General features: G+C 38.4%; 15 protein-coding genes. 4 read left to right on the top strand and 11 right to left on the bottom strand.

Annotated features, from left to right (window positions below; translation table 11 throughout):
- Window positions 1-63: 63 nt before the first annotated feature.
- The 3 genes from KIP84_RS05155 to KIP84_RS05145 form a co-directional block, all read right to left on the bottom strand.
- Window positions 64-1,095: a substrate-binding domain-containing protein gene (locus KIP84_RS05155; RefSeq protein ID WP_002118975.1), complete on the bottom strand. Its 1,032-nt coding sequence runs from the start codon at window positions 1,093-1,095 to the stop codon at window positions 64-66.
- Window positions 1,096-1,569: 474 nt separating this feature from the next.
- Entirely contained in the window at window positions 1,570-2,949 is a 1,380-nt protein-coding gene (locus KIP84_RS05150) for an amino acid permease (protein WP_213689442.1), read from the bottom strand.
- A 141-nt stretch (window positions 2,950-3,090) separates the two neighbouring features.
- A complete protein-coding gene (locus KIP84_RS05145; protein ID WP_213689441.1) occupies window positions 3,091-4,812 on the bottom strand; it encodes a thiamine pyrophosphate-binding protein in 1,722 nt (573 codons plus the stop codon).
- A 134-nt stretch (window positions 4,813-4,946) separates the two neighbouring features.
- Here KIP84_RS05145 and KIP84_RS05140 point away from each other — a divergent pair, with 134 nt between their 5' ends.
- Window positions 4,947-5,432, top strand: coding sequence for an Lrp/AsnC family transcriptional regulator (locus tag KIP84_RS05140; protein ID WP_004700117.1), 486 nt, complete (start codon window positions 4,947-4,949; stop codon window positions 5,430-5,432).
- Window positions 5,433-5,503: 71 nt separating this feature from the next.
- Here KIP84_RS05140 and KIP84_RS05135 read toward each other — a convergent pair whose 3' ends face one another.
- The 3 genes from KIP84_RS05135 to KIP84_RS05125 form a co-directional block, all read right to left on the bottom strand.
- Window positions 5,504-6,934, bottom strand: a complete 1,431-nt coding sequence (locus KIP84_RS05135; RefSeq protein ID WP_213689440.1) for an aldehyde dehydrogenase family protein — start codon at window positions 6,932-6,934, stop codon at window positions 5,504-5,506.
- 286 nt (window positions 6,935-7,220) lie between these two features.
- Complete coding sequence (locus tag KIP84_RS05130; RefSeq protein ID WP_213689439.1) at window positions 7,221-8,753, bottom strand: aspartate aminotransferase family protein; 1,533 nt, start codon at window positions 8,751-8,753, stop codon at window positions 7,221-7,223.
- 2 nt (window positions 8,754-8,755) lie between these two features.
- Window positions 8,756-10,129, bottom strand: a complete 1,374-nt coding sequence (locus tag KIP84_RS05125; protein ID WP_002118718.1) for a diaminobutyrate--2-oxoglutarate transaminase — start codon at window positions 10,127-10,129, stop codon at window positions 8,756-8,758.
- 467 nt (window positions 10,130-10,596) lie between these two features.
- Between KIP84_RS05125 and KIP84_RS05120 the strand changes: the two genes are divergently transcribed.
- Window positions 10,597-11,298, top strand: a complete 702-nt coding sequence (locus KIP84_RS05120) for an SIMPL domain-containing protein (RefSeq protein ID WP_086265414.1) — start codon at window positions 10,597-10,599, stop codon at window positions 11,296-11,298.
- Window positions 11,299-11,344: 46 nt separating this feature from the next.
- Here the strand turns inward: KIP84_RS05120 and KIP84_RS05115 are convergent, their stop codons facing one another.
- The gene (locus KIP84_RS05115; RefSeq protein WP_002118415.1) at window positions 11,345-12,439 is read right to left on the bottom strand and encodes an acyl-CoA desaturase; all 1,095 of its coding nucleotides are present in this window, start codon (window positions 12,437-12,439) and stop codon (window positions 11,345-11,347) included.
- Between the two features lie 12 nt (window positions 12,440-12,451).
- Window positions 12,452-13,522, bottom strand: a complete 1,071-nt coding sequence (locus tag KIP84_RS05110; RefSeq protein WP_213689438.1) for a ferredoxin reductase — start codon at window positions 13,520-13,522, stop codon at window positions 12,452-12,454.
- Window positions 13,523-13,662: 140 nt separating this feature from the next.
- Here KIP84_RS05110 and fabR point away from each other — a divergent pair, with 140 nt between their 5' ends.
- Window positions 13,663-14,358: an HTH-type transcriptional repressor FabR gene (gene fabR / locus KIP84_RS05105; protein ID WP_002118668.1), complete on the top strand. Its 696-nt coding sequence runs from the start codon at window positions 13,663-13,665 to the stop codon at window positions 14,356-14,358.
- A 166-nt stretch (window positions 14,359-14,524) separates the two neighbouring features.
- Window positions 14,525-15,541, top strand: coding sequence for an AI-2E family transporter (locus KIP84_RS05100; RefSeq protein WP_005067939.1), 1,017 nt, complete (start codon window positions 14,525-14,527; stop codon window positions 15,539-15,541).
- Window positions 15,542-15,598: 57 nt separating this feature from the next.
- Here the strand turns inward: KIP84_RS05100 and rapA are convergent, their stop codons facing one another.
- From rapA to KIP84_RS05085, 3 genes are all read right to left on the bottom strand, one after another.
- Entirely contained in the window at window positions 15,599-18,436 is a 2,838-nt protein-coding gene (gene rapA, locus KIP84_RS05095) for an RNA polymerase-associated protein RapA (protein ID WP_005073250.1), read from the bottom strand.
- Window positions 18,437-18,580: 144 nt separating this feature from the next.
- A complete protein-coding gene (locus tag KIP84_RS05090) occupies window positions 18,581-19,219 on the bottom strand; it encodes an RluA family pseudouridine synthase (RefSeq protein WP_005067937.1) in 639 nt (212 codons plus the stop codon).
- A gap of 132 nt (window positions 19,220-19,351) precedes the next feature.
- Complete coding sequence (locus KIP84_RS05085) at window positions 19,352-20,056, bottom strand: acyl carrier protein (protein WP_174723860.1); 705 nt, start codon at window positions 20,054-20,056, stop codon at window positions 19,352-19,354.
- Between the last annotated feature and the right edge of the window lie 47 nt (window positions 20,057-20,103).

Below are 20,103 nucleotides of genomic sequence, written 5' to 3'. Positions count from 1 at the left end.
AAAAACAAGTTAGACAAAAAGGCTGATGAACTCTTAAGATCACCAGCCTTCATTCAAACTAACTTATTTAACAGTTTTACCTGCTTTAAAGTCAGCCAAAACTTTTGCACGTTCAGCATCAGACATCGCGATTAAACCATCACGTTCAGCTTTAGAACCTTTACCAGTTGCTTTCTTGCTTACGAAATACTCTACATATTGCGGTAAGCCTTTAACTGATTTTAAGTGTTCGCCTTTCACGTAGAAGTACAATGGACGCGATACAGGGTATGTACCATTCAATACTGTCTTCTCAGATGGAACAACGTTGTTTACTGTTGCTACACGTAACTTGTCACGGTTCATGTCATAGAAACTTAAACCAAAGACGCCTACAGCACTTGGAGAAGTTTTTAAGCGCGCTAATGTTTCTGTATAGTCGCCAGCGATTTCAATTACACGGCCATCTTTACGGAAAGTAGAACATGCTTTCTTCTGAGCATCTTTATCTAAGCTCTTGAAGTATTCATATGCTTCACAACCAGCTTCAACCATTTTCTCTTGGAAAACTTCACGAGTACCGTGGTTAGATGCAGGGATTACAAGAGTAATCGGTTCATTTGGAAGTGTTTTATCAATTTGATTCCAGTTTGTATATGGGTTTGGAACCAATTTACCTTTTGAAGGTAACTGTGCAGCTAAAGCAGCAAACACATGGTAAGGTTTTAATTTATAAGCTGCTTTGTGTGAGTTAGATGCGAATACAATACCGTCATAACCGATTTTGATTTCTTGAATTTGTTTTACACCAGCTTTGTTACAAGCTTCGATTTCAGTGCTTTTAATTTTACGAGAAGCGTTAGCAACGTCGATCGTGTTATCACCAACACCTTGACAGAATTGTTTCAAACCAGCAGAAGAACCGCCAGAACCAACTACAGGAGTTTTAAATTGAGGGAAAGTATTACCAAACTCTTCAGCTACAACGCTGGCAAATGGTAATACAGTTGAAGAACCAGCAATTTGAATCGTATCACGAGCTGCATTTGCAGTCGTTGTTACAGCTGCCCCAGTTACTGCTAACGCAATTGCGATTTGACGTGGATTTAAGCGCATTCTGTTCTCTCTCATTAATGCAATAGGTTGTACGTCACTTTTTGTTGAGTGCTTGTACGCTCTTCGATAGCTGCATTGTGAATAGAAAATATGACAATTAAGTTACAGTATGATGACGCTTTAATGATTTCGATATTGTTAACTGTCACATTAATATTTTTTATGTACTATCAATTAGTTATTTTAAATATAGAGATTATTTTACCTTCTCTATCAATCTATATTATGACATTAACTAAAAATATTAAATTTTTATTTTTTATAAAATATAAAAACAAAAGGTATTATAAATATATTAAAAAACGGTAATTTAGTGATTTATTAATTTTATAAGTTAAATATTTTCTGTCATTAAAATTATTATTAAAAATTTCTAGAAAAAAACAATTTCTTTGTAACATGAAAATAATATGACAAGAGATAAAGGGTTACCAACCTGGCTGATAACCGCAATATCATTGTCAATTTAAAGGATCAATTCGATTGTACTTCTGGCAGAACAACTATTTTTTTACGATATTTTAAGAAGTACATCACAGCTAAAATAGCAAGCCAGATTGGTCCTAAAATAACTGCCAATCTCATATCTGGAGTCATTGCCATAATAATAAGAATAAAGCATACAAAGCTAATGGTTAAGTAATTACTCCATGGACTCATAATACTTTGGAACTTAGTTTGACGTTTTTGCAATTTCATTGCTTTGGTAAATTTCAAATGTGTGACTGAAATCATAAGCCAGTTAATGACAAGCGCTGCGACAACAAGCATCATAAAGAGCTGAAAGGCTTGACCAGGAATCAGATAATTTACGACCACACATATTGCTGTGATTGATGCAGAAACAACCGCTGCCGGAACTGGAATACCACGGCTGTTTACTTTTTTCAAAATTGCAGGAGCATTACCCTGCTCTGCCAAACCATGCAACATACGACTATTACAATAGATACAGCTGTTATAAACTGAAATAGCAGCAATCAAGACCACAAAGTTCAGAACGTTCGCAACACCGTTACTATTGAGTGACTGGAAAATCATGACAAATGGACTGCCGCCTTCTGCCACCATGTTCCATGGATAAAGACATAAAAGAATACCGATTGCACCGATATAAAAAATTAAAATACGGTAAACAATCTGATTTACTGCTTTAGGAATAGTCGTTTCAGGTTTCTTCGTTTCAGCTGCTGCAATACCAATTAATTCCAAGCCGCCAAATGCAAACATAATGACAGCTAAAGCCATGACAAAACCGTGAATCCCATGCGGGAAGAAACCACCGTGTTGCCATAAATTTGCAACACCCGCTTGCGGACCTGCTGAGCCTGAAAGTAAAAGATAAGCACCGAAACCAATCATGCTTAAAATGGCAACAATTTTAATGCAGGAAAATAAGAACTCGGATTCCCCAAAAAAGCGGACATTTACCAAGTTAATGCCGTTAATTAAAATAAAGAAAAATAAAGCAGTTAGCCATGTCGGAATTTCAGGCCACCAAAACTGTATAAATGTCCCAATAGCACTCAATTCAGCCATACTGACGAGTACATATAATACCCAATAGTTCCAGCCAGACATAAAACCCGCCATTTTGCCCCAATATTTGTTCGAAAAATAACTAAAAGAACCACTGACTGGCTCTTCAACAACCATTTCACCTAAATGGCGCATAATTAAAAAGGCAATAATTCCTGCAATTGCATATCCTAATAAAATTGAAGGGCCAGCCAATTTAATTGTTTGTGAAAGACCTAAGAATAATCCTGTACCAATCGCCCCTCCAAGGGCGATGAGTTGAATATGCCGATTGGATAAGCCTTGTTTTAACTCGTGCTTATTGTTTACATCCATAACATTATCTCCAATGTTGGTGTCACTTCCTGTACACCTTTATCCAGCACCACATCCGAAGATCAGGAACCGATCTTCGGATATAAGTTTGCTGTAATGTGAGTCCATTTAATTTTTGAGAAGACTTGTCCTGACTTCTATTTAAAAAGAGATTGCATCCTTACATTTAATCGGTTGGGAACGCTCCTTTAAAATTTCGTAGCCGCGATCACCGTAGTCAAAACGAGCAATCACAGAAGCAAATTTTTTCAAACTTACCGGCGCATCCATTGCTGGTAGTTTTAATTCAATGAAAGTTAACTGATCATTTTGCTGAACGCTGTCTAAAACGCTCTTGAGCTGGCCAGCAGTCTCAACCACATAAGTGGTATGGCCTTTTTTACCGTTAAATACCGCAGGAATTTCAGTGTATTTCCAGTTTTGCACGTCGTTATAGGCAGCGTTTTCACCCATAATTAGACGCTCAATGGTATAGCCACCATTATTCAGCAAGAAAATGATTGGTTTTAAACCGTGACGGATAATCGTAGATAGTTCTTGTACCGTAAGTTGGAATGAACCATCGCCAATAAATAAAATTTGACGACGTTCAGGTGCTGCTAACAAACTACCAAGTAAAGCCGGTAAGGTGTAACCAATAGAACCCCAAAGCGGCTGAGCAATATATTTAGCTGTGGCAGGAAGTTTGATACCTGACAAAGCAGAGTTTGATGTTCCCACTTCACCAATAATCACATCATCTTCTTTTAAGAACCCTGAAATGTAATTCCAAAGCACATCTTGGCTTAGCTTTTGTTGAGCTGGAGCTTCAATTACTTTCTGAGGTTGTTTTTCAAGAAGAGGTGTTGTTGATTTACGTGGCGCAACTTTTTTATTTAGCTCGACAAGTAATTGTCCAATTTCAATACCCGGAAAATCCTGACCAAAAATATTTAGGCCATAAGATTTAATTTCGATGTAGTTCTTGGTCTCAATTTGATGAGTAAATACAGCGGAGCCTACATCGGTAAAGCGTGCGCCAACACCAATTAAACAGTCAGATTGTTCAATGATATTTTTCACATGCGGTTGGCTTGCCCCACCCACATAAGTCCCGATATAACGAGGCGAGCCTTCATCCATAATATTTTTTGCAGTATTCATACCTGCAAATGGAATTGAGCATTTTTGAGACAAATCATTTAAAAGTGACGTTACACCAAAAACTGAAGCTTCATTATCAATAAGAAGTGCAGGACTTTGAGCATTCTCAATAATGTCACAAAGTTTACTTACCACACTCTGCAATAATTCAGGTTCAACAGCTGGGTAGCTTAAGTCAAGCGGACGCTCAGATACTTCAATTTTAACGTGAGTAATATCACCAGGTAGTTGAATGTGTACAGGACGGCGTTCCAGAAAACACTGACGTAATACACGGTCAATTTCAAAAGCTGCATTTGCAGGAGTTAAACGTGTTTGGGCAACTGTGAACTCTTTCATACAGTTCATAATATTGTCGTAGTTACCATCGACAAGCGTGTGGTGTATTAATGTGCCCTTTTGAACCGCATGTAAAGGCGGAATACCTGAGATATGAATAAGAGGTACATTTTCTGCATAGGCACCGGCAATACCATTAATCGCACTTAAGTCACCTACACCATAAGTGGTTGCCAAGGCAGAAAAACCGTTAATTCGTGCATAACCGTCTGCTGCATAGGCAGCATTTAATTCATTACAATTTCCAATAAATTCGAGTTGTGGGTCTGCTTCAACTTGTTCTAGATATGAGAGGTTAAAATCACCAGGTACTCCAAAAAGATGTTGGATACCCATTTGTTTTAAACGAAGATTTAAAAAGTCACCGATTTCTATGAACATTGCTCTATATCCTTTGAGACCAATTTTTATTCCATAGAAAAATAATATTTCATCTATCTTTTAGATTTCGTGCATAATGAAAACGCATTTTAATAAAAATACATGATTTGTGTATCATAAAAGGATTTTATGCAATGGATAAGTTCGACTGGCAAATCATTCAGGCACTACAAAAGAATGGACGACTCACCAATCAGGAAATAGGAGATTTAATTGGTTTATCTGCTTCACAATGTTCAAGAAGAAGGCAGCTACTTGAGCAAAAAGGCATAATTCTAGGCTACACGGCACGCATCCAGCAGCAGGCACTAGGCCTAGAAGTTACAGCAATGATTCATATTAATTTAAGGACACACGAAGCAAAATCACAGCAGGCTTTTCAAGAGCTCATTGAAGCTGAAGACAATATTCAGGATGCATTTTCAATTAGTGGTGATGCAGATTTTATTTTAAAAGTCGTTGCTGAAAATTTAGAACAGCTTTCTCAATTTGTGACTGAAAGATTACTTTCTTATAATTTTATTGGTCATATAAAGTCTTACATCGTTCTTAAAAAAATTAAAGAACAGAATCATTTTTTAATCAAACCTAAAAGCATGAGCTATCATCACTCTCAATAAACTAACTCAGCTTTTCACTCTTAAAAGTGAAAATAAAAAGGCGGATACTAGATCCGCCTTAAAATTAATATTTAGACTTTACTAATATGGACAGTTTGTCCAATCGTATTTTCAAGCAAGCCTTCCAGACCAAATTCAGCACCTAGACCAGACATTTTCCAGCCACCAAAAGGTGCATGAGGCAGAACCTCCGCATGGGTATTAATCCAAACAGTACCACATTGAAGCTGACTAGCGTAAGTCTGAGCGGCTTGAATATCTGACGACCAGATTGAACCACCCAAACCAAACTCACTGTCATTGGCACGAGCAATTGCATCGTTGATATCGGTATATTTTAAAACAGGTAACACAGGGCCAAACTGTTCTTCTTGCACCACGCGGCAAGAATCAGAAACTTCAGTCAAAATAGTTGGTGCAATAAAGTAGCCCTGCTCTGGTAGCTGCTGTTGCCCAGAAAGTGCTTTTGCTCCTTGAGAAATGGCATCGGCAATAAGTGCTTTCACTTTGTTATATTGCATTTTGTTTTGTACTGGACCAAATGTTGTAGAAGACGCCATACCATCACCTACAACTTGAGCGTTGGCAATATCAGCTAACTTTTGAGATAAAGCTTCATACTGGCTTTCATGCACATATAAGCGCTTTAAGGCTGCACATGTTTGACCAGCGTTTAAAAATGCCATATTAAAAATCTTTGCTGCAATTTCATCGATATTTGCATCTGGCAATACAATACCAGCGTCATTACCACCAAGTTCTAAAGTTAAGTGTTTTAGCTGCTGAGCTGCACCCGCCATAATGTGCTGGCCTGTTTGAGTTGAGCCCGTAAATACAACTTTTTGTACATCTGGATGAGAAGATAATGCTTCGCCAATCTCGCCAGCACCAACCACAATCGAAATTACACCAGCAGGAACTTCTTGCTGAATGATTTCACATAAACGCAAAGTTGATAGTGGTGTGTATTCAGAAGGTTTGCTAATCACAACGTTACCCGCACGCAATGCAGGCATGATATGCCAAACCGCAATCATCAGTGGCCAGTTCCATGGTGTAATTGAAGCCACTACACCTAATGGTTGGCGATGGCGCTCAATACGCTTGGTTTCACTGTCTTCAATTACTTCTACAGGTAAATCCATCGCAGCCGCATAGCGAGTCCAGCCAATTGCGCCCTGCACTTCCATTTGAGCAAGTGCGAGTGGCTTACCTTGTTCAAGCACAACCAACTCTGCGAGCATTTCAGCGTGTTTTTCAATGCCATCTGCAATCTTATTTAAGATCGACTTACGCTCATCATGGGAAACTTGTTGCCAAGCTTTAGATGCTTGTTTAGCTGCACACACTGCCTGATTTACCTGCGCAACCGAAGCTTTTGCACAACATGCAGCAGTTAAACCTGTAGCGGGGTTAAGAATTTCCAGTTCGCCTTGCTCACCTGAACAAAGTTGACCGCCAATAATGAGTTTAAATTCATTGAGCATATTCGCTTGTTGCATTTCTTCTTCCTTGTCTTAATTGTAATTACAGCCACTTACTTTTTTCAGTTAAAGCAGGATTATTTAAAGTAAGTACGATATTGATATATCAATGTGACCAAAAATATTGGGGACATACCAATACAATAAGAAATTTGTTCCCCATAAATCATGCATAATTATTTTTGTTTTGTGTAAATATGCATGATTTGTGCATGTATTCTTTTCTTCATACACAATTCAAATAAAAACAATCTGCAATAAAAAAGCCCGGTAATAAACCGAGCTTTTTTTGTTATCAACTCAATTAGTCGATTGGTGGTACATAGTTACCAGAAGCAATTGCATCTTTAATGCGGTCAGCTTCAGCCAATACTTGACCTAAAAGGTTTTTAACGTTTTCGAATGTCACAACAGGGCTTAATGTTGTCATTTTCAATGACTGTACATTACCAACTTTTGTTACACCGATATTTGCCTCACCACGTGCAAACAATTCGTCCGCTACGTTTTGGTTCAAGCTATCGATAAACTCAACTGGGTAGCCTTGTGGAACAACACGGAATAATACCGAAGCAAACTGAGGCTCAACTAAAAGTTCTAAACCATCAGTTGCCTTGATGTAATCTGCAACTTCACGAGTTAGTTTTACACCATGGTCAATCATTGAACCATAAAGGTCTTCACCTAGTGATTCAATTGTCATCCACAATTTCAATGCATCAAAACGACGAGTCGTTTGTAATGACTTAGACACAAGGTTTGGTACACCGTGCTCTTCGTCATAAGCAGAGTTCAAGTATTCAGCTTCGTAGTGCATGAAACGATAGTTCGCTTCATCTTTCAACAAGAACGCGCCACAGCTAATGCTTTGGAAATAATGCTTATGGAAGTCGAGAGTAATTGAGTCAGACAACTCAATACCATCAAGCATTGCACGGTAGTCATTTGACAGAATTAATGCACCGCCCCATGCCGCATCAATATGCATCCATGAACCATATTTATTGGTAATTTCACGGATTTTCTTCAATGGGTCAATTGCACCGGCATCAGTCGTACCTGCTGTCGCAACGACACAAGCAACAACTTTACCTTCAGACTGAAGATGCGCCATCGTTTTTTCGAGAGCATCTACATCCATTTGTGCATTTTCATTCACAGGCACAGTCACAACTGACTGGAAGCCCATGCCCATCATTGCCATGTTCTTTTGCACAGAGAAATGTGCATTTTCAGAACAAATGACTTTGACGTTTTTCATTGCATCGGCAGGAATACCATCACGCTGTACAGACCATGGATTACCATTTTCGTCTTTCCAGTTTTTCGAGATGCACCAGTCACGAGCAAGCAATACACCCATCAAGTTAGATTGAGTACCACCAGAAGTGAAAACACCAGCCTGGCCAGAACCATAACCTACTTTTTGACGCAACCAATCAATGAGCTGAACTTCCATTAAGGAACCTGCCGGGCTTTGATCCCATGAGTCCATAGATTGGTTAGTTGCATTGATTAACACTTCCGCGATCTGGCTCATCACCATGGTTGGGCAGTGTAAGTGTGCTAATGAATGTGGATGGTGTACTTTCAAGCTTTTATTCAAGAAAAGCTCAATCATACGTTGAAGAGATTCTTGTACACCCATACCCTGTTTTGAAGGTTGGAAAGAAATTGCTGAACGCAATTCTTTAATGCTACCGCCAGTGTACATCTTTTCATTTTGCAACCATGCTGAAACGGCTTTTACCGCTTCGCCCATTGCTGACTCATAGTCAGCAATGGATTGTGCATCATTGCAGAGTAACGCTTTACGATGTTCTGCAAAATCCACCATACTTATGCGCCTCGTACTGCAACCAATGCTTCTGCAATTGCTTTCTTAAAGCGAGCAACTACTTCAACACATTCGTCTTGAGTAATGATTAACGGGCAAAGTAAACGAATTACCGTACCATTACGACCACCTTTTTCAAGCAATAATTTATTGTTGAAACAAGCAGTTTGAATCGCAGCAGCTAATTGTGAATCAGCAGGATGTGAACCAATACGATCAGCTGGTTTACGCTCGTCAACGATCTCTACACCGATCATTAAACCGCGACCACGTACGTTACCGATACATGGGAATTCTTGAGCTAATTTTTTAAATTCAGCTTGTAAGAAGTCACCACGCTCTTGCGCATTTTGAGCAAGATTTTGTTCGCTAATCGTTTTTAATACGACAAGACCAGTACCCATAGCAAGTTGGTTACCACGGAAAGTACCCGTGTGACCAGCAGGTTGCCAAGCATCAAATTTACGTTTAATACCTAATACTGCAAGTGGTAAACCACCACCGACTGCTTTAGACATTACAACAACATCAGGTTCAATACCTGCATGTTCAAATGCAAACATTTTGCCTGAACGTGCAAAGCCAGCTTGAACTTCGTCTAAAATTAAAACGATGTTGTGCTTTTCAGTCACTTCACGGATTTTTTGCAACCATTTTACTGGAGCTGTAACTACGCCGCCTTCACCTTGAATCGCTTCAAGAATAACAGCAGCCGGTTTTGTTACACCGCTTTCTACATCTTCAATAAAGTTTTCAAAGTAGTAAGTTAAAGCGTCAACACCAGCTTCACCACCTAAACCAAGTGGGCAGCGGTATTCATGCGGATATGGCATGAATTGTACGCCTGGCATTAAACCGTTAACTGCATTTTTTGCACTTAAGTTACCAGTCATAGCAAGTGCACCATGGGTCATACCATGATAACCGCCAGAGAAACTGATCACTGAACTACGGCCAGTGTAAGTCTTAGCAAGTTTAATTGCTGCTTCAGTTGCGTCTGCACCAGCAGGACCACAGAACTGCAAGCAATATTCTTCTTTACCACCAGGTAAATATGCTAACAATGCTTCAGTGAATGCATCTTTTAAAGGTGTGGTTAAGTCTAAAGTATGCAATGGCAAACCACTTGCCAATGTATCTTGAATACTTTGAATCACCGCAGGATGATTATGACCTAAAGCCAATGTACCTGCCCCAGCTAAACAATCAAGGTACTGTGTACCTTCAACATCAGTAACCCAGCATCCTTGTGCTTTCGCTATCGCTAACGGTAATTTACGTGGATAGCTACGAACATTTGATTCCATTTGACTTTGGCGAGTCAAATAATATTCGTTAGTAGCATTAGTGGCAGGGTTAACGGAAGTAACGCTCATATCGGATTACCATCTCTGATAGGGGTAGAAAGAAATAAGTCTGGTGACGATTGGTCCTTTGACTCGGTGCTTTATAGAACTAGCAAAGACACTTATTTTATATCTTGTAACTAGGAGCGCGATGATACCTAATTTTACAAGAAAAAAAACGTCTTTTATGTACTTTACTCATCTAATCTTATTGAAAAAATGTATCATCCCAATAGTTATGATGAATTATCATCATACTATGTGACAACCTAAAGAAAATATTCTTTTTTTATATTACTTTGATTTTTTAGTTTAGATTGAAATATTTTATTTTTAAGTTACTATTTTTTAAAAGATTTCATATTAGCCCTCATTTAAAAAAACTGATCTCAATATTACAAATACGCCACAAAATCTGCAAAAATTATGCATAAGTTATGTTTAACATTTCTTAATGAAAAAAATTAAATTTATATTAATTTTTAAAGGAAAAATTTATGCGTACTTTAGCCGTATCAACCCTTCTTTTAGGTTCCCTCCTTAGCCCTTTAGTTTTTGCTCAGGATGATAATGCTTTGAACTACAATATTGTAAATGTACAAGCCGAAGCTTCTCGCCAAGTTTCTAATGATGAAATGCATGCGACTTTATATATTGAAAAAAGTAACAAACAACCAGCTGAACTTTCAAATCAAATTAATCAATTAATGAATCAAGCGCTTAGCGTTTCTCGTAAATATCCTCAAGTAAAAGTGGAAACTGGTGCTCAAAGCACTTACCCAATTTACGATAACGATAGTAATAAGTTAAAAGAATGGCGTGGCCGCGCTGAAATCCGTCTTGAAAGTAAAGACTTTAAAGCTGCTAGCCAGTTAGTAAACGAATTACAGCAAAACTTCCAAACTCAATCAATTAACTTTACGGTTTCTGATGAACAACGTAAAAAAGTTGAAAATGAGTTGATGGTTGAAGCCTCTAAAAACTTCCAACAACGTGCTCAAATGTTGACCCAAGCTTGGAATAAAAACCAATATACTTTAGTCACTCTAAACCTGAACACAAATAACTATTTCCCACAACCTGTAATGCGTGCCAGTATGGCTAAGTTTGCCGTTGCCGAAGCTGCACCAGCTCAAGACATGGCAGCTGGTGAGTCTAAAATTACTGTGAATGCAAACGGTTCAATTCAGTTTAAATAATTTGTTTGTCTAAAAAAAGCCCTGAACTCATCAGGGCTTTTTTGACTTATTTTTTAAAAGGTAAAGCATATTTAAAGATACGGCCTACCACCTGTCCAAACTGTTTAGCCAGACTTGCGTTGTTATAATTTAGACCATATTTTTTACATACAGCTTCCACTTTTGGAGCCATTTGGCGATAACGACGCGCTGGGATATCAGGGAATAAATGGTGCTCAATCTGATGGCTCAAATGTCCGCTTAAAATATGTAATGCTTCTGAACCTTTCAAGTTAGAAGAACCACGAATCTGGCGCATATACCAGTGGCCACGGCTTTCTTCTTGTAAAACAGACTTTGGAAATACTTCCGCATCTTTTGTGAAGTGACCACAAAAAATAATCGTAAATGTCCAGATATTACGAAGACCATTTGCAACCAAATTACCAGTGAATACAGGTAAAGCTGCTGGACCTGCAATTAAAGGGAAGAAAACATAGTCTTTAAAAAGTTGTTTTCCAATCTTTTTATTAACAGGTTTTAACTCTTCTAAGAACTTTGCCATGCTCTTACGCTTATAAAGGACACGACCAATTTCAAGATTCTGAATAGCTACGCCCCATTGGAACAATAAACAGAATGGGATGCTATAAACAGGTTGAAGTAAGAAACCTGGCTTCCAGCGTTGCTCTGGGAATAAACGAAGTAAACCGTAACCAATGTCATCATCAATACCTTTAATATTGGTATAGGTATGATGTTTATAGTTATGCGTTTGGCGCCAGTTATCAGAAGTACCGACAGTATCCCACTCGTAAGTTTGACCATTAAATTTAGGATCGTTCATCCAGTCATATTGACCGTGCATTACGTTATGACCGAGTTCCATGTTTTCCATAATTTTAGAGAAGCCTAATAGGCCTGTTCCTAAAATCCAAGCTGGTGGGAACCAACCCGCAAATAAACATGCTCGGCCTAGAAAGCTACTATAACGAATCGCAGCATAAACACGGCGGATATATTTAGCGTCTTTCTCGCCCAAATCATCCAATACTTCTTGCTTGATCTGATCGAGCTCTTTTGCAAATGCATCAAGTTCTGCTGGAGTCAAATCTCGATTTTTAGGATTTTTAAAATATTCGACTTTCACTGGCATATTCATAAGAGTTCTCTCTTAAAGATCAATAACTAGATCGGATTTTGCTGAGTTCACACAAATTTTGAGTAATTGGCTTGGTTCAGTGTTTTCGCTACCGTTAAGTAAATTACGTGTTGAACCTTGTGATTTATTACAAACACATTTATTACAAATTCCCATACGGCAACCATGAGTTGGTTTAAGGCCTTCATGTTCAAGGCTAACCAGAATTGACTGGCCTTTAGGAATTGCAATTACCTTATTAGACTGGGTTAATGTGACATTCACATAACCAATATCATCAGCAGAGCTTTCATTTGTTAAGCTAAAGGCCTCTGTTAAAACGGCTGGAGCTTTTTCAAAAAGTTGCTCAACAGTTGCCACAAAGCCAGAAGGTCCACACGCATAAATTGTGCTGTTTTCGATATCATCAACTAAACCTAAATGCTCTGCATTTAAACGCTCATCATTTGGGGTTTCTTGTGTATAGAAAACCTGATAATTAAAGTTCGGATATTGCTGTGCAACTTTTTCAAAGTATTCAATAAAAGCCGCATCTGAACGTTGTTTTACCCAATATAAAAGTTGTACCTGAAATTTATCTAACTGCTGGCTTTGTTTAATCGCAGTAATTATACTCAACATTGGGGTAATACCACTACCCGCAGCCAACATAGTTAAATTCGATGTTTTGATGTTTTGTTGCATATCACCATACGGTTGTCCAAGCTCAAAAACGTCACCAATTTTGCTTTCAGAAATAAACCAGTTACTAACAATACCGTCTGCAACTTTTTTTACGGTTAAACGTAAGTGCTGCGCATCTATTTGCGTCAAACTATAAGTACGTTCATAGCGACGACCAGCAATTTCTACAATTACAGGATGATGCTGGCCTGCAACGCCCATTTTTACTAGGCGGTTACATTTTAGCGTCAGGCTCACCATGTCATGAGCGACAAATTCTTTTTTTACAATTTGAACAAGTCCGTGCTTTACAGACCATAAAGGATTAACTTTTTGTAGCCAGAAATTAGCCATTTCTTTATCAAAGATGGCTTGTGTCAATGAATTGAATAGAGAATTTCTCTTTTCGATTGCTTGCATAACTGAAGGCTCTGTCGCTCTTTTTTAATTATTATACACATGTATATATATTTGTATATACACCCGTACTTTTAATTACAATTTCACAAGTTCAGCTTCTAAGGCTATAATCCTGAGAGTTTACAAATATATTGAACAGCATGACCCAATCTTCACTTTCTCAGAACCTGAATGACACACCTCAACAACAAGATGTCATTGAAATTAAAACAGCTACGCGTTCTGTTGGAAGAAAAGCGACAATTACTAAAGAAGAACTTTTTCAGGCCGCTTTAAACCTCATTGGTCCGCAAAAAAGTATTGCTTCATTGAGTTTACGTGAAGTAGCTCGTGAAGCAGGAATTGCCCCAAATAGTTTCTATCGACATTTTAAAGATATCGATGAATTAGCAATTTCTCTAATTGACCGCGCAGGTATCGTTTTACGTAAAATTATCCGTCAGGCTCGCCTACGTGCTTCTTTACAAGAAAGTATTATTCGTAGTTCTGTCGATATTTTCCTTCAACAACTCGATGCCGATGAAGGTAATTTAAGTTTATTACTACGTGAAAGTTTTACAGGTTCTGCTTCTTATAAGGCTGCCGTAGACCGCCAGCTCAACTTTTTTCAGCAAGAGCTACAAGAAGATTTAATTCGTCTTGAACGCTTAAATAACAATCACCTGTATCACCCAGACCTTGTTGCAAAAGCTATTACTCAACTTGTGTTTCACATGGGTGCCAAAGTGATTGATTTACCGATCAATCAACGTGCAGAAGTTGCTGAACAAACCATGATTATGATTCGGATGATTTTAGAAGGTGCACGTCATTTAGATGAAGCAAAAATTCGCTAAAATGATCTAATAAATGGCTTGTTGATGAACAGGCCATTTTTAAATCTAACTCCTCTATTTTCCAATAAAAATATAATTCACTGATTGAAGCGAATAGCTTGCCAGAGTATAAATAATCTTTCCGTTTGCTCTTTCTCCTATATTCCCAACGATCTCAGGGATCCACATGCAAAATTTGAATAATCGTCAAAGTCTGATTGCAAGCTACATTCTTATGGGCATCTTTTTGCTTTCGGTTATCCCATTACATTTATTAGCAAGTTTTTTTGCAGGCTTTCTCATTTATGAAATTATTATTAGCTTAAGTTCAGTTGTAGAACGTTATATTGACGGCCAAAGAGCCCGTATTTTTATTAGTATTTTACTCAGTATTGTCACCATTTCACTTATTGGGTTTTTCATAACGAGTCTAATTAGTTTCGTTGTATACGATCTAAAAGGTGTCGGATTACATAGTATTAATAGCAAAGTTGATCAAACCTTACTTCATTTACAAGCAGAGATCACAAAATATCTTCCAGGTTATATTCCTGATAGCGTGACAGATCTAAAAGACGAAATCTTTGCATTTATGAAAGATAACGTCACCACCTTAAAAAACACCAGTTCCGATATTTTGCATAACTTCGTGACTATGGTCATGGGTTTAATTATTGGTATTTTGGTGGCGATACATGGTTTTCATCGCCGTACGCCTCAGCCTGTTTTTAAGTCACTACTTATCCAACGTATTCAAAAATTATCAATTTCATTTAAAAATGTTGTTTTTGCCCAAATAAAAATTTCAGCCATTAACACGCTGCTCTTTATTTTATTCGCCTTTATTTTGTTGCCGCTTTGGGGAGTTCACCTTCCTTTTGCCAAAACCTTAACTATCTTGACCTTTATGTTTGGTCTCATTCCAATTTTAGGGAATCTGCTTTCAAACACTTTAACGTTTATTGCAGCTCTTACAATTTCCCTAGGACTAGCAGGAGCAGCATTACTTTATCTCGTTTTGGTTCATAAGCTTGAATATTTTATTAATGCTAAAATTATTGGGCATAAAATCAATGCAAATGCATGGGAGATTTTATTAGCAATGCTAGTATTTGAGTCAATTTTTGGCTTAGGCGGTTTAATCGCAGCTCCAATTTTTTATGCGTATTTAAAGCTAGAATTAAAAGACGCTGGTCTCATCTAATTCAAAATCGATGTATAAAAAAAGCGCCCTCTAGGCGCTTTTTTTATTTTGAGTAAGTTAAGGCTTAACTACAACTAACACTTGAATTGCTTCTGGTGTAACAGTTAAACCATCAAGTAAGCTCAAGCCTTCTTTTTGCAGTTTTTGTAAACGTTCAATTTCGTCTTGACGAATACTTGGGTTGAACTGTTTTAGATAAGTTAAACGGTCAATTTCATATTGCCATTTATTGCCATAATGTTCTTTTGCTTGTTGCTGAAGCTGCGGTAAATCAACTTTCGCAATCTCTAACGCTTGTTTATAGCGCTGCTCAATGATATCACGGCGGGCTTTAACTACTTGACGGCAGCTATTGCCATCTAAATGGTGCAAATAAGGTTTTAAAATTGTTGGATCAATCTTTTCAGATAAATCCTGTCCATTTTCACTTAACAATACACGGATAAGCTGTTTCGGCAAGCTTGATGGCAAGTTCAAAGATTTAGGTGCAACAACATCTACTTTAAACCAGACTTCAATTAATACTGAGCCCTGCTTTAACGCATTAGATTTAAGTACAGCCACATTGGTACTACCAAATGATTGTGTACGGATCATTTCCATAACACTTTCAATGAATGGATGCTCTAAAGTTAAATATTGAGCATCTTCACGAAGCTGAGCTTGATCGCGATAGAAAGTTGCTGTCATACCTTCTTCGTCTAATGCCAAACCTTGCACTTGCATTTGATCGGTCGGTTTAATAATCACCGTACCATTACTTTGCTCATCAAAATCAATATTGGTTGATGACATGAAACGCTTCACAAACATTGGTAGCGTTGTATTGTCGTCATAGTCTTCAAGAGCTTGAACAATTTCTTGTGCTACAATAGGACGACATGAATTATATTCAAGTAAACGATCTCGGCCAGCTTGAAGTTCAGCTTCTAAGGCTTGACGTTGAACATTCACCTCTTCAAGCAAATCTTCAAATGTTTGACCTTGGTCTGCAAGTAAACAATCTTTTAATTCAACAATAAAATTCTCTTGCAGCGTTTGCGCTGTCGGAGAAATATTGCTGAAAATATTTAGTGCTTCGTTATACCAACGGAACATACGCTCTTGAGCTGTTCCCACAAGGTATGGCACATGAATTTGGATACGGTTTTCTTGACCAATACGATCTAGACGGCCGATACGTTGCTCTAAAACATCGGGGTTAGCTGGTAGATCAAATAAAATTAGATCACTGGCGAATTGGAAATTACGGCCTTCCGAACCAATTTCCGAACACAATAGAATCTGAGCACCATAGCTTTCTTCAGCAAAATAAGCAGCAGCTTGGTCACGCTCAAGTAAGCTCATGCCTTCATGGAACATTGCCGTACGAATGCCTGCATGCAAACGCAACACGTTTTCTAAAGACTCAACCACTGGTCCACTACGCGCAATTAAAAGCACTTTTTTATGCTTAAGATCTTTGCGTAAAATTTCCATTAACCATGGCACACGCGGATCATTTTGCATCCATGAACCATCAATTTGTGCTTCTTCAGGCCACATTTGCTCACGCAGTTTGCCATCTTTTGACCAATCTTCTGGTGCTGGTAATGGTGCTGGCTGACAATCACGACCTGGGAAGCCCTGAATAGCTTCACGTGTATTACGGAATAAAATACGTCCAGTACCGTGACGGTCTAATAATTCGTGAATTGCTCTAAAGCGTTGATCTGGCTGGTCTTCAATGCTGTGACCTAACAAACCTTCTAAAGCAGATAAATGCTCTGGTGTTAGAGCTTGATCCGACATGAGCACTTCAGCAATTTTTGCAGTCTGCTGGTACTGAGTCTCTTCATCTAAGAAGCGCTCTAAACTACTAAAACGCTGTGGATCAAGTAAACGTAAGCGAGCGAAATGACTTTCTACACCTAATTGTTCAGGTGTTGCAGTGAGTAATAATACTCCTGCTGTATTTTCAGCGAGCTCTTCAATTAAATCATAGCGATCATTACCGCCTTCTTCTTCGCTCCACATCAAATGATGTGCTTCATCGACTACGAGCAAATCAAAACCAGCTTCTATGGCTTGCTCACGCAAATCATCATGGTCAACCATTAAGTCAACGCTTGCAATAATGCATTGCTCAGTCAAGAACGGGTTAAGCTCTGGATCATGTTCTTTAATAGATGCAGTACGCGTTAAATCAAACAAAGAGAATTGCAAGTTAAAACGGCGACGCATTTCAATCATCCACTGATACTGAAGAGAATCAGGGACTAAAATCAGAATTCGTTCTGAACGACCAGTTTTAAGCTGTTGGTGGATAATTAAACCAGCTTCAATTGTTTTACCTAAACCAACTTCATCGGCAAGTAAAACACGAGGTGCAAAACGTTTACCAACTTCATGTGCGATATAAAGCTGATGAGGGATCAGGCCAACACGTGCACCGACCATCCCACGTAGAGGACTGGTCTGCATTTGTGCTTGCATCAACATCGCTTCAATACGAAGGTCATACCACTCTTTATAGTCAACTTGACTTGCAAGCAAACGGTCTAAAGGTTTAGATAATTGAATTTGCGCACCAATACGTGTTTCATTGAGTGCTTTACGCTCTTGCTCGCCATTTTCTAAAGTACGAACAACGTTGTAACGCAAAACGCCATGACGGTCTTCAACAGACTCAACGATCCATTTCTGGCCTTCTTGATCTTGAACTTCATCATTTGTATTGAAGATGATACGAGATAGTGGAGCATTATTACGTGCATAGACACGTGTCTCATCACTTTTGGGGAATAAAATGCTGACAGATCTTTCATCTACATCAATAAGAACACCTAAACCGAGCTCAGTTTCTGTGTCTGATAGCCAACGTTGACCAATAGCATACTGCTGCAATTTTTCCACCTTTCTCTCAAGTTCGCACTACATATTGTACGATGCAAATTAGCTTATTTTTGCATCTTTTTATGTAGTCTTTAAAGCAAAATTTTGAAGCAAAAACCAATTAAATCGCTTTGCTACAAAAAATCACGCATTAAAATTTTTACATTAAAACGGTACAGGACAGTCAAAAGTTAATGTTTCTGCTGTGACAGGATGATTAAAACTTAACTGTTTGGCATGCAAACATAAACGCGGAACAAGTTGCTGCTCCGGTGTTGCATACAGCGTGTCACCTACAATTGGATGCCCAAGATATTGCATGTGTACACGGAGTTGATGAGATCGGCCCGTAATTGGTGTTAATTTCACACGAGTTACAGGCTGTCCCTGAATCTGAAAATGTTCTATGACCTGCCAATGTGTTAAAGCAGGCTTGTTGTGAGAAGCGTCGACAATATGTAAAGGTGGTCGGCTTGGGTCATAGATGACAGGAATATCTACAGTCCCTTCACCCTCTAAATGACCTGCGACAAGCGCTTCATATATTTTTGAAGTCTGACGATCTTGAAATTGACGTGCAATCGCACTTTGACCGCGCTTCGATAAACCAAATACTAAAATACCTGAGGTATCTCGGTCTAGACGATGAATGAGCAAAGTTTTAGGTTCAATCGCAACCAACCTAGTCAAAACGCTATCATGTAAATCACCCTTACCAGGAACACTCAAGATGTCCGAAGGTTTATGAATCACCATAAAATCATCATCACGATAGATCAGATGTTCACTTAGAAAATCACTCAAAGTTGTATTCCCAAGGTAAGATGAAAAACAAGCGGGCAATAATAAAAAGCTTACGTCCGAATTACAATGCCGTTCGGGTAAATTAACAGCAGAATTTGCAAATATTATGGATCACTTGAGGTCTATAGTCAGTCAAGGCTTCAATAACTGCATAATATGTTGCAATGTCGGTGCTTGCATTATCTCTTCAGCACTTAAGCTCGCACCATTTGCACGCCATAGATCGACCAGATAATTCACAGCAGACTGATCTAGTCCGTAGTTTCTTAAATCAATTTCAGGATGGATCTCCATAGGATGTCGCCCCACCTGTTCAGCAATTGCCAATAAGATTCCTTTATCTGACAAGATATAAGAGGACGGCGTACTTAAAGACCATAACCGCATTAAGCTCTGCGTATTTAAATGTTTTATATGGTCAAAACTGATCTTTTCAACCCATTGGATATGCTGCTCTAGATTAGCCGCCAAGATCGCATCATTTACAACACTGACCTGATCTCTAATCGATAAAACAAGCTGCATGACTTGTTTAAACAGAGGAGATAAATCACCTGCCATCATAACTTGAGCCTGAGTATTTGATGACAAACGCTGACCAAGCTCCAACATGGTTTGTTGAAGCTGAGATGTATCAATAAAAATAATTGGAATTTCGAGTGATTGAGCGCGCTTACTCAACAGTTCCAAATGGTTCGCCAATGGTTGCTCAGACCAATCTGGTCGTAGTTTAAGCTCATTGAGCCCAACCAATAACAATATACTTTGCGTAGACTCAACTGACCAATTTGAAGTACTTGCGGCTAACTGGATTTTTCGAGGTAAGGGATAAAACATTGTTCTCTACAAACATAAAAATAGCTCAAATTAAAAAGCCCGTTTAA

This window comes from Acinetobacter sp. BHS4, assembly GCF_018454425.1.
In the GTDB taxonomy this organism is placed as follows: Bacteria; Pseudomonadota; Gammaproteobacteria; order Pseudomonadales; family Moraxellaceae; genus Acinetobacter; species Acinetobacter pittii.
This window is presented reverse-complemented; position numbering and strand designations above follow the sequence as displayed.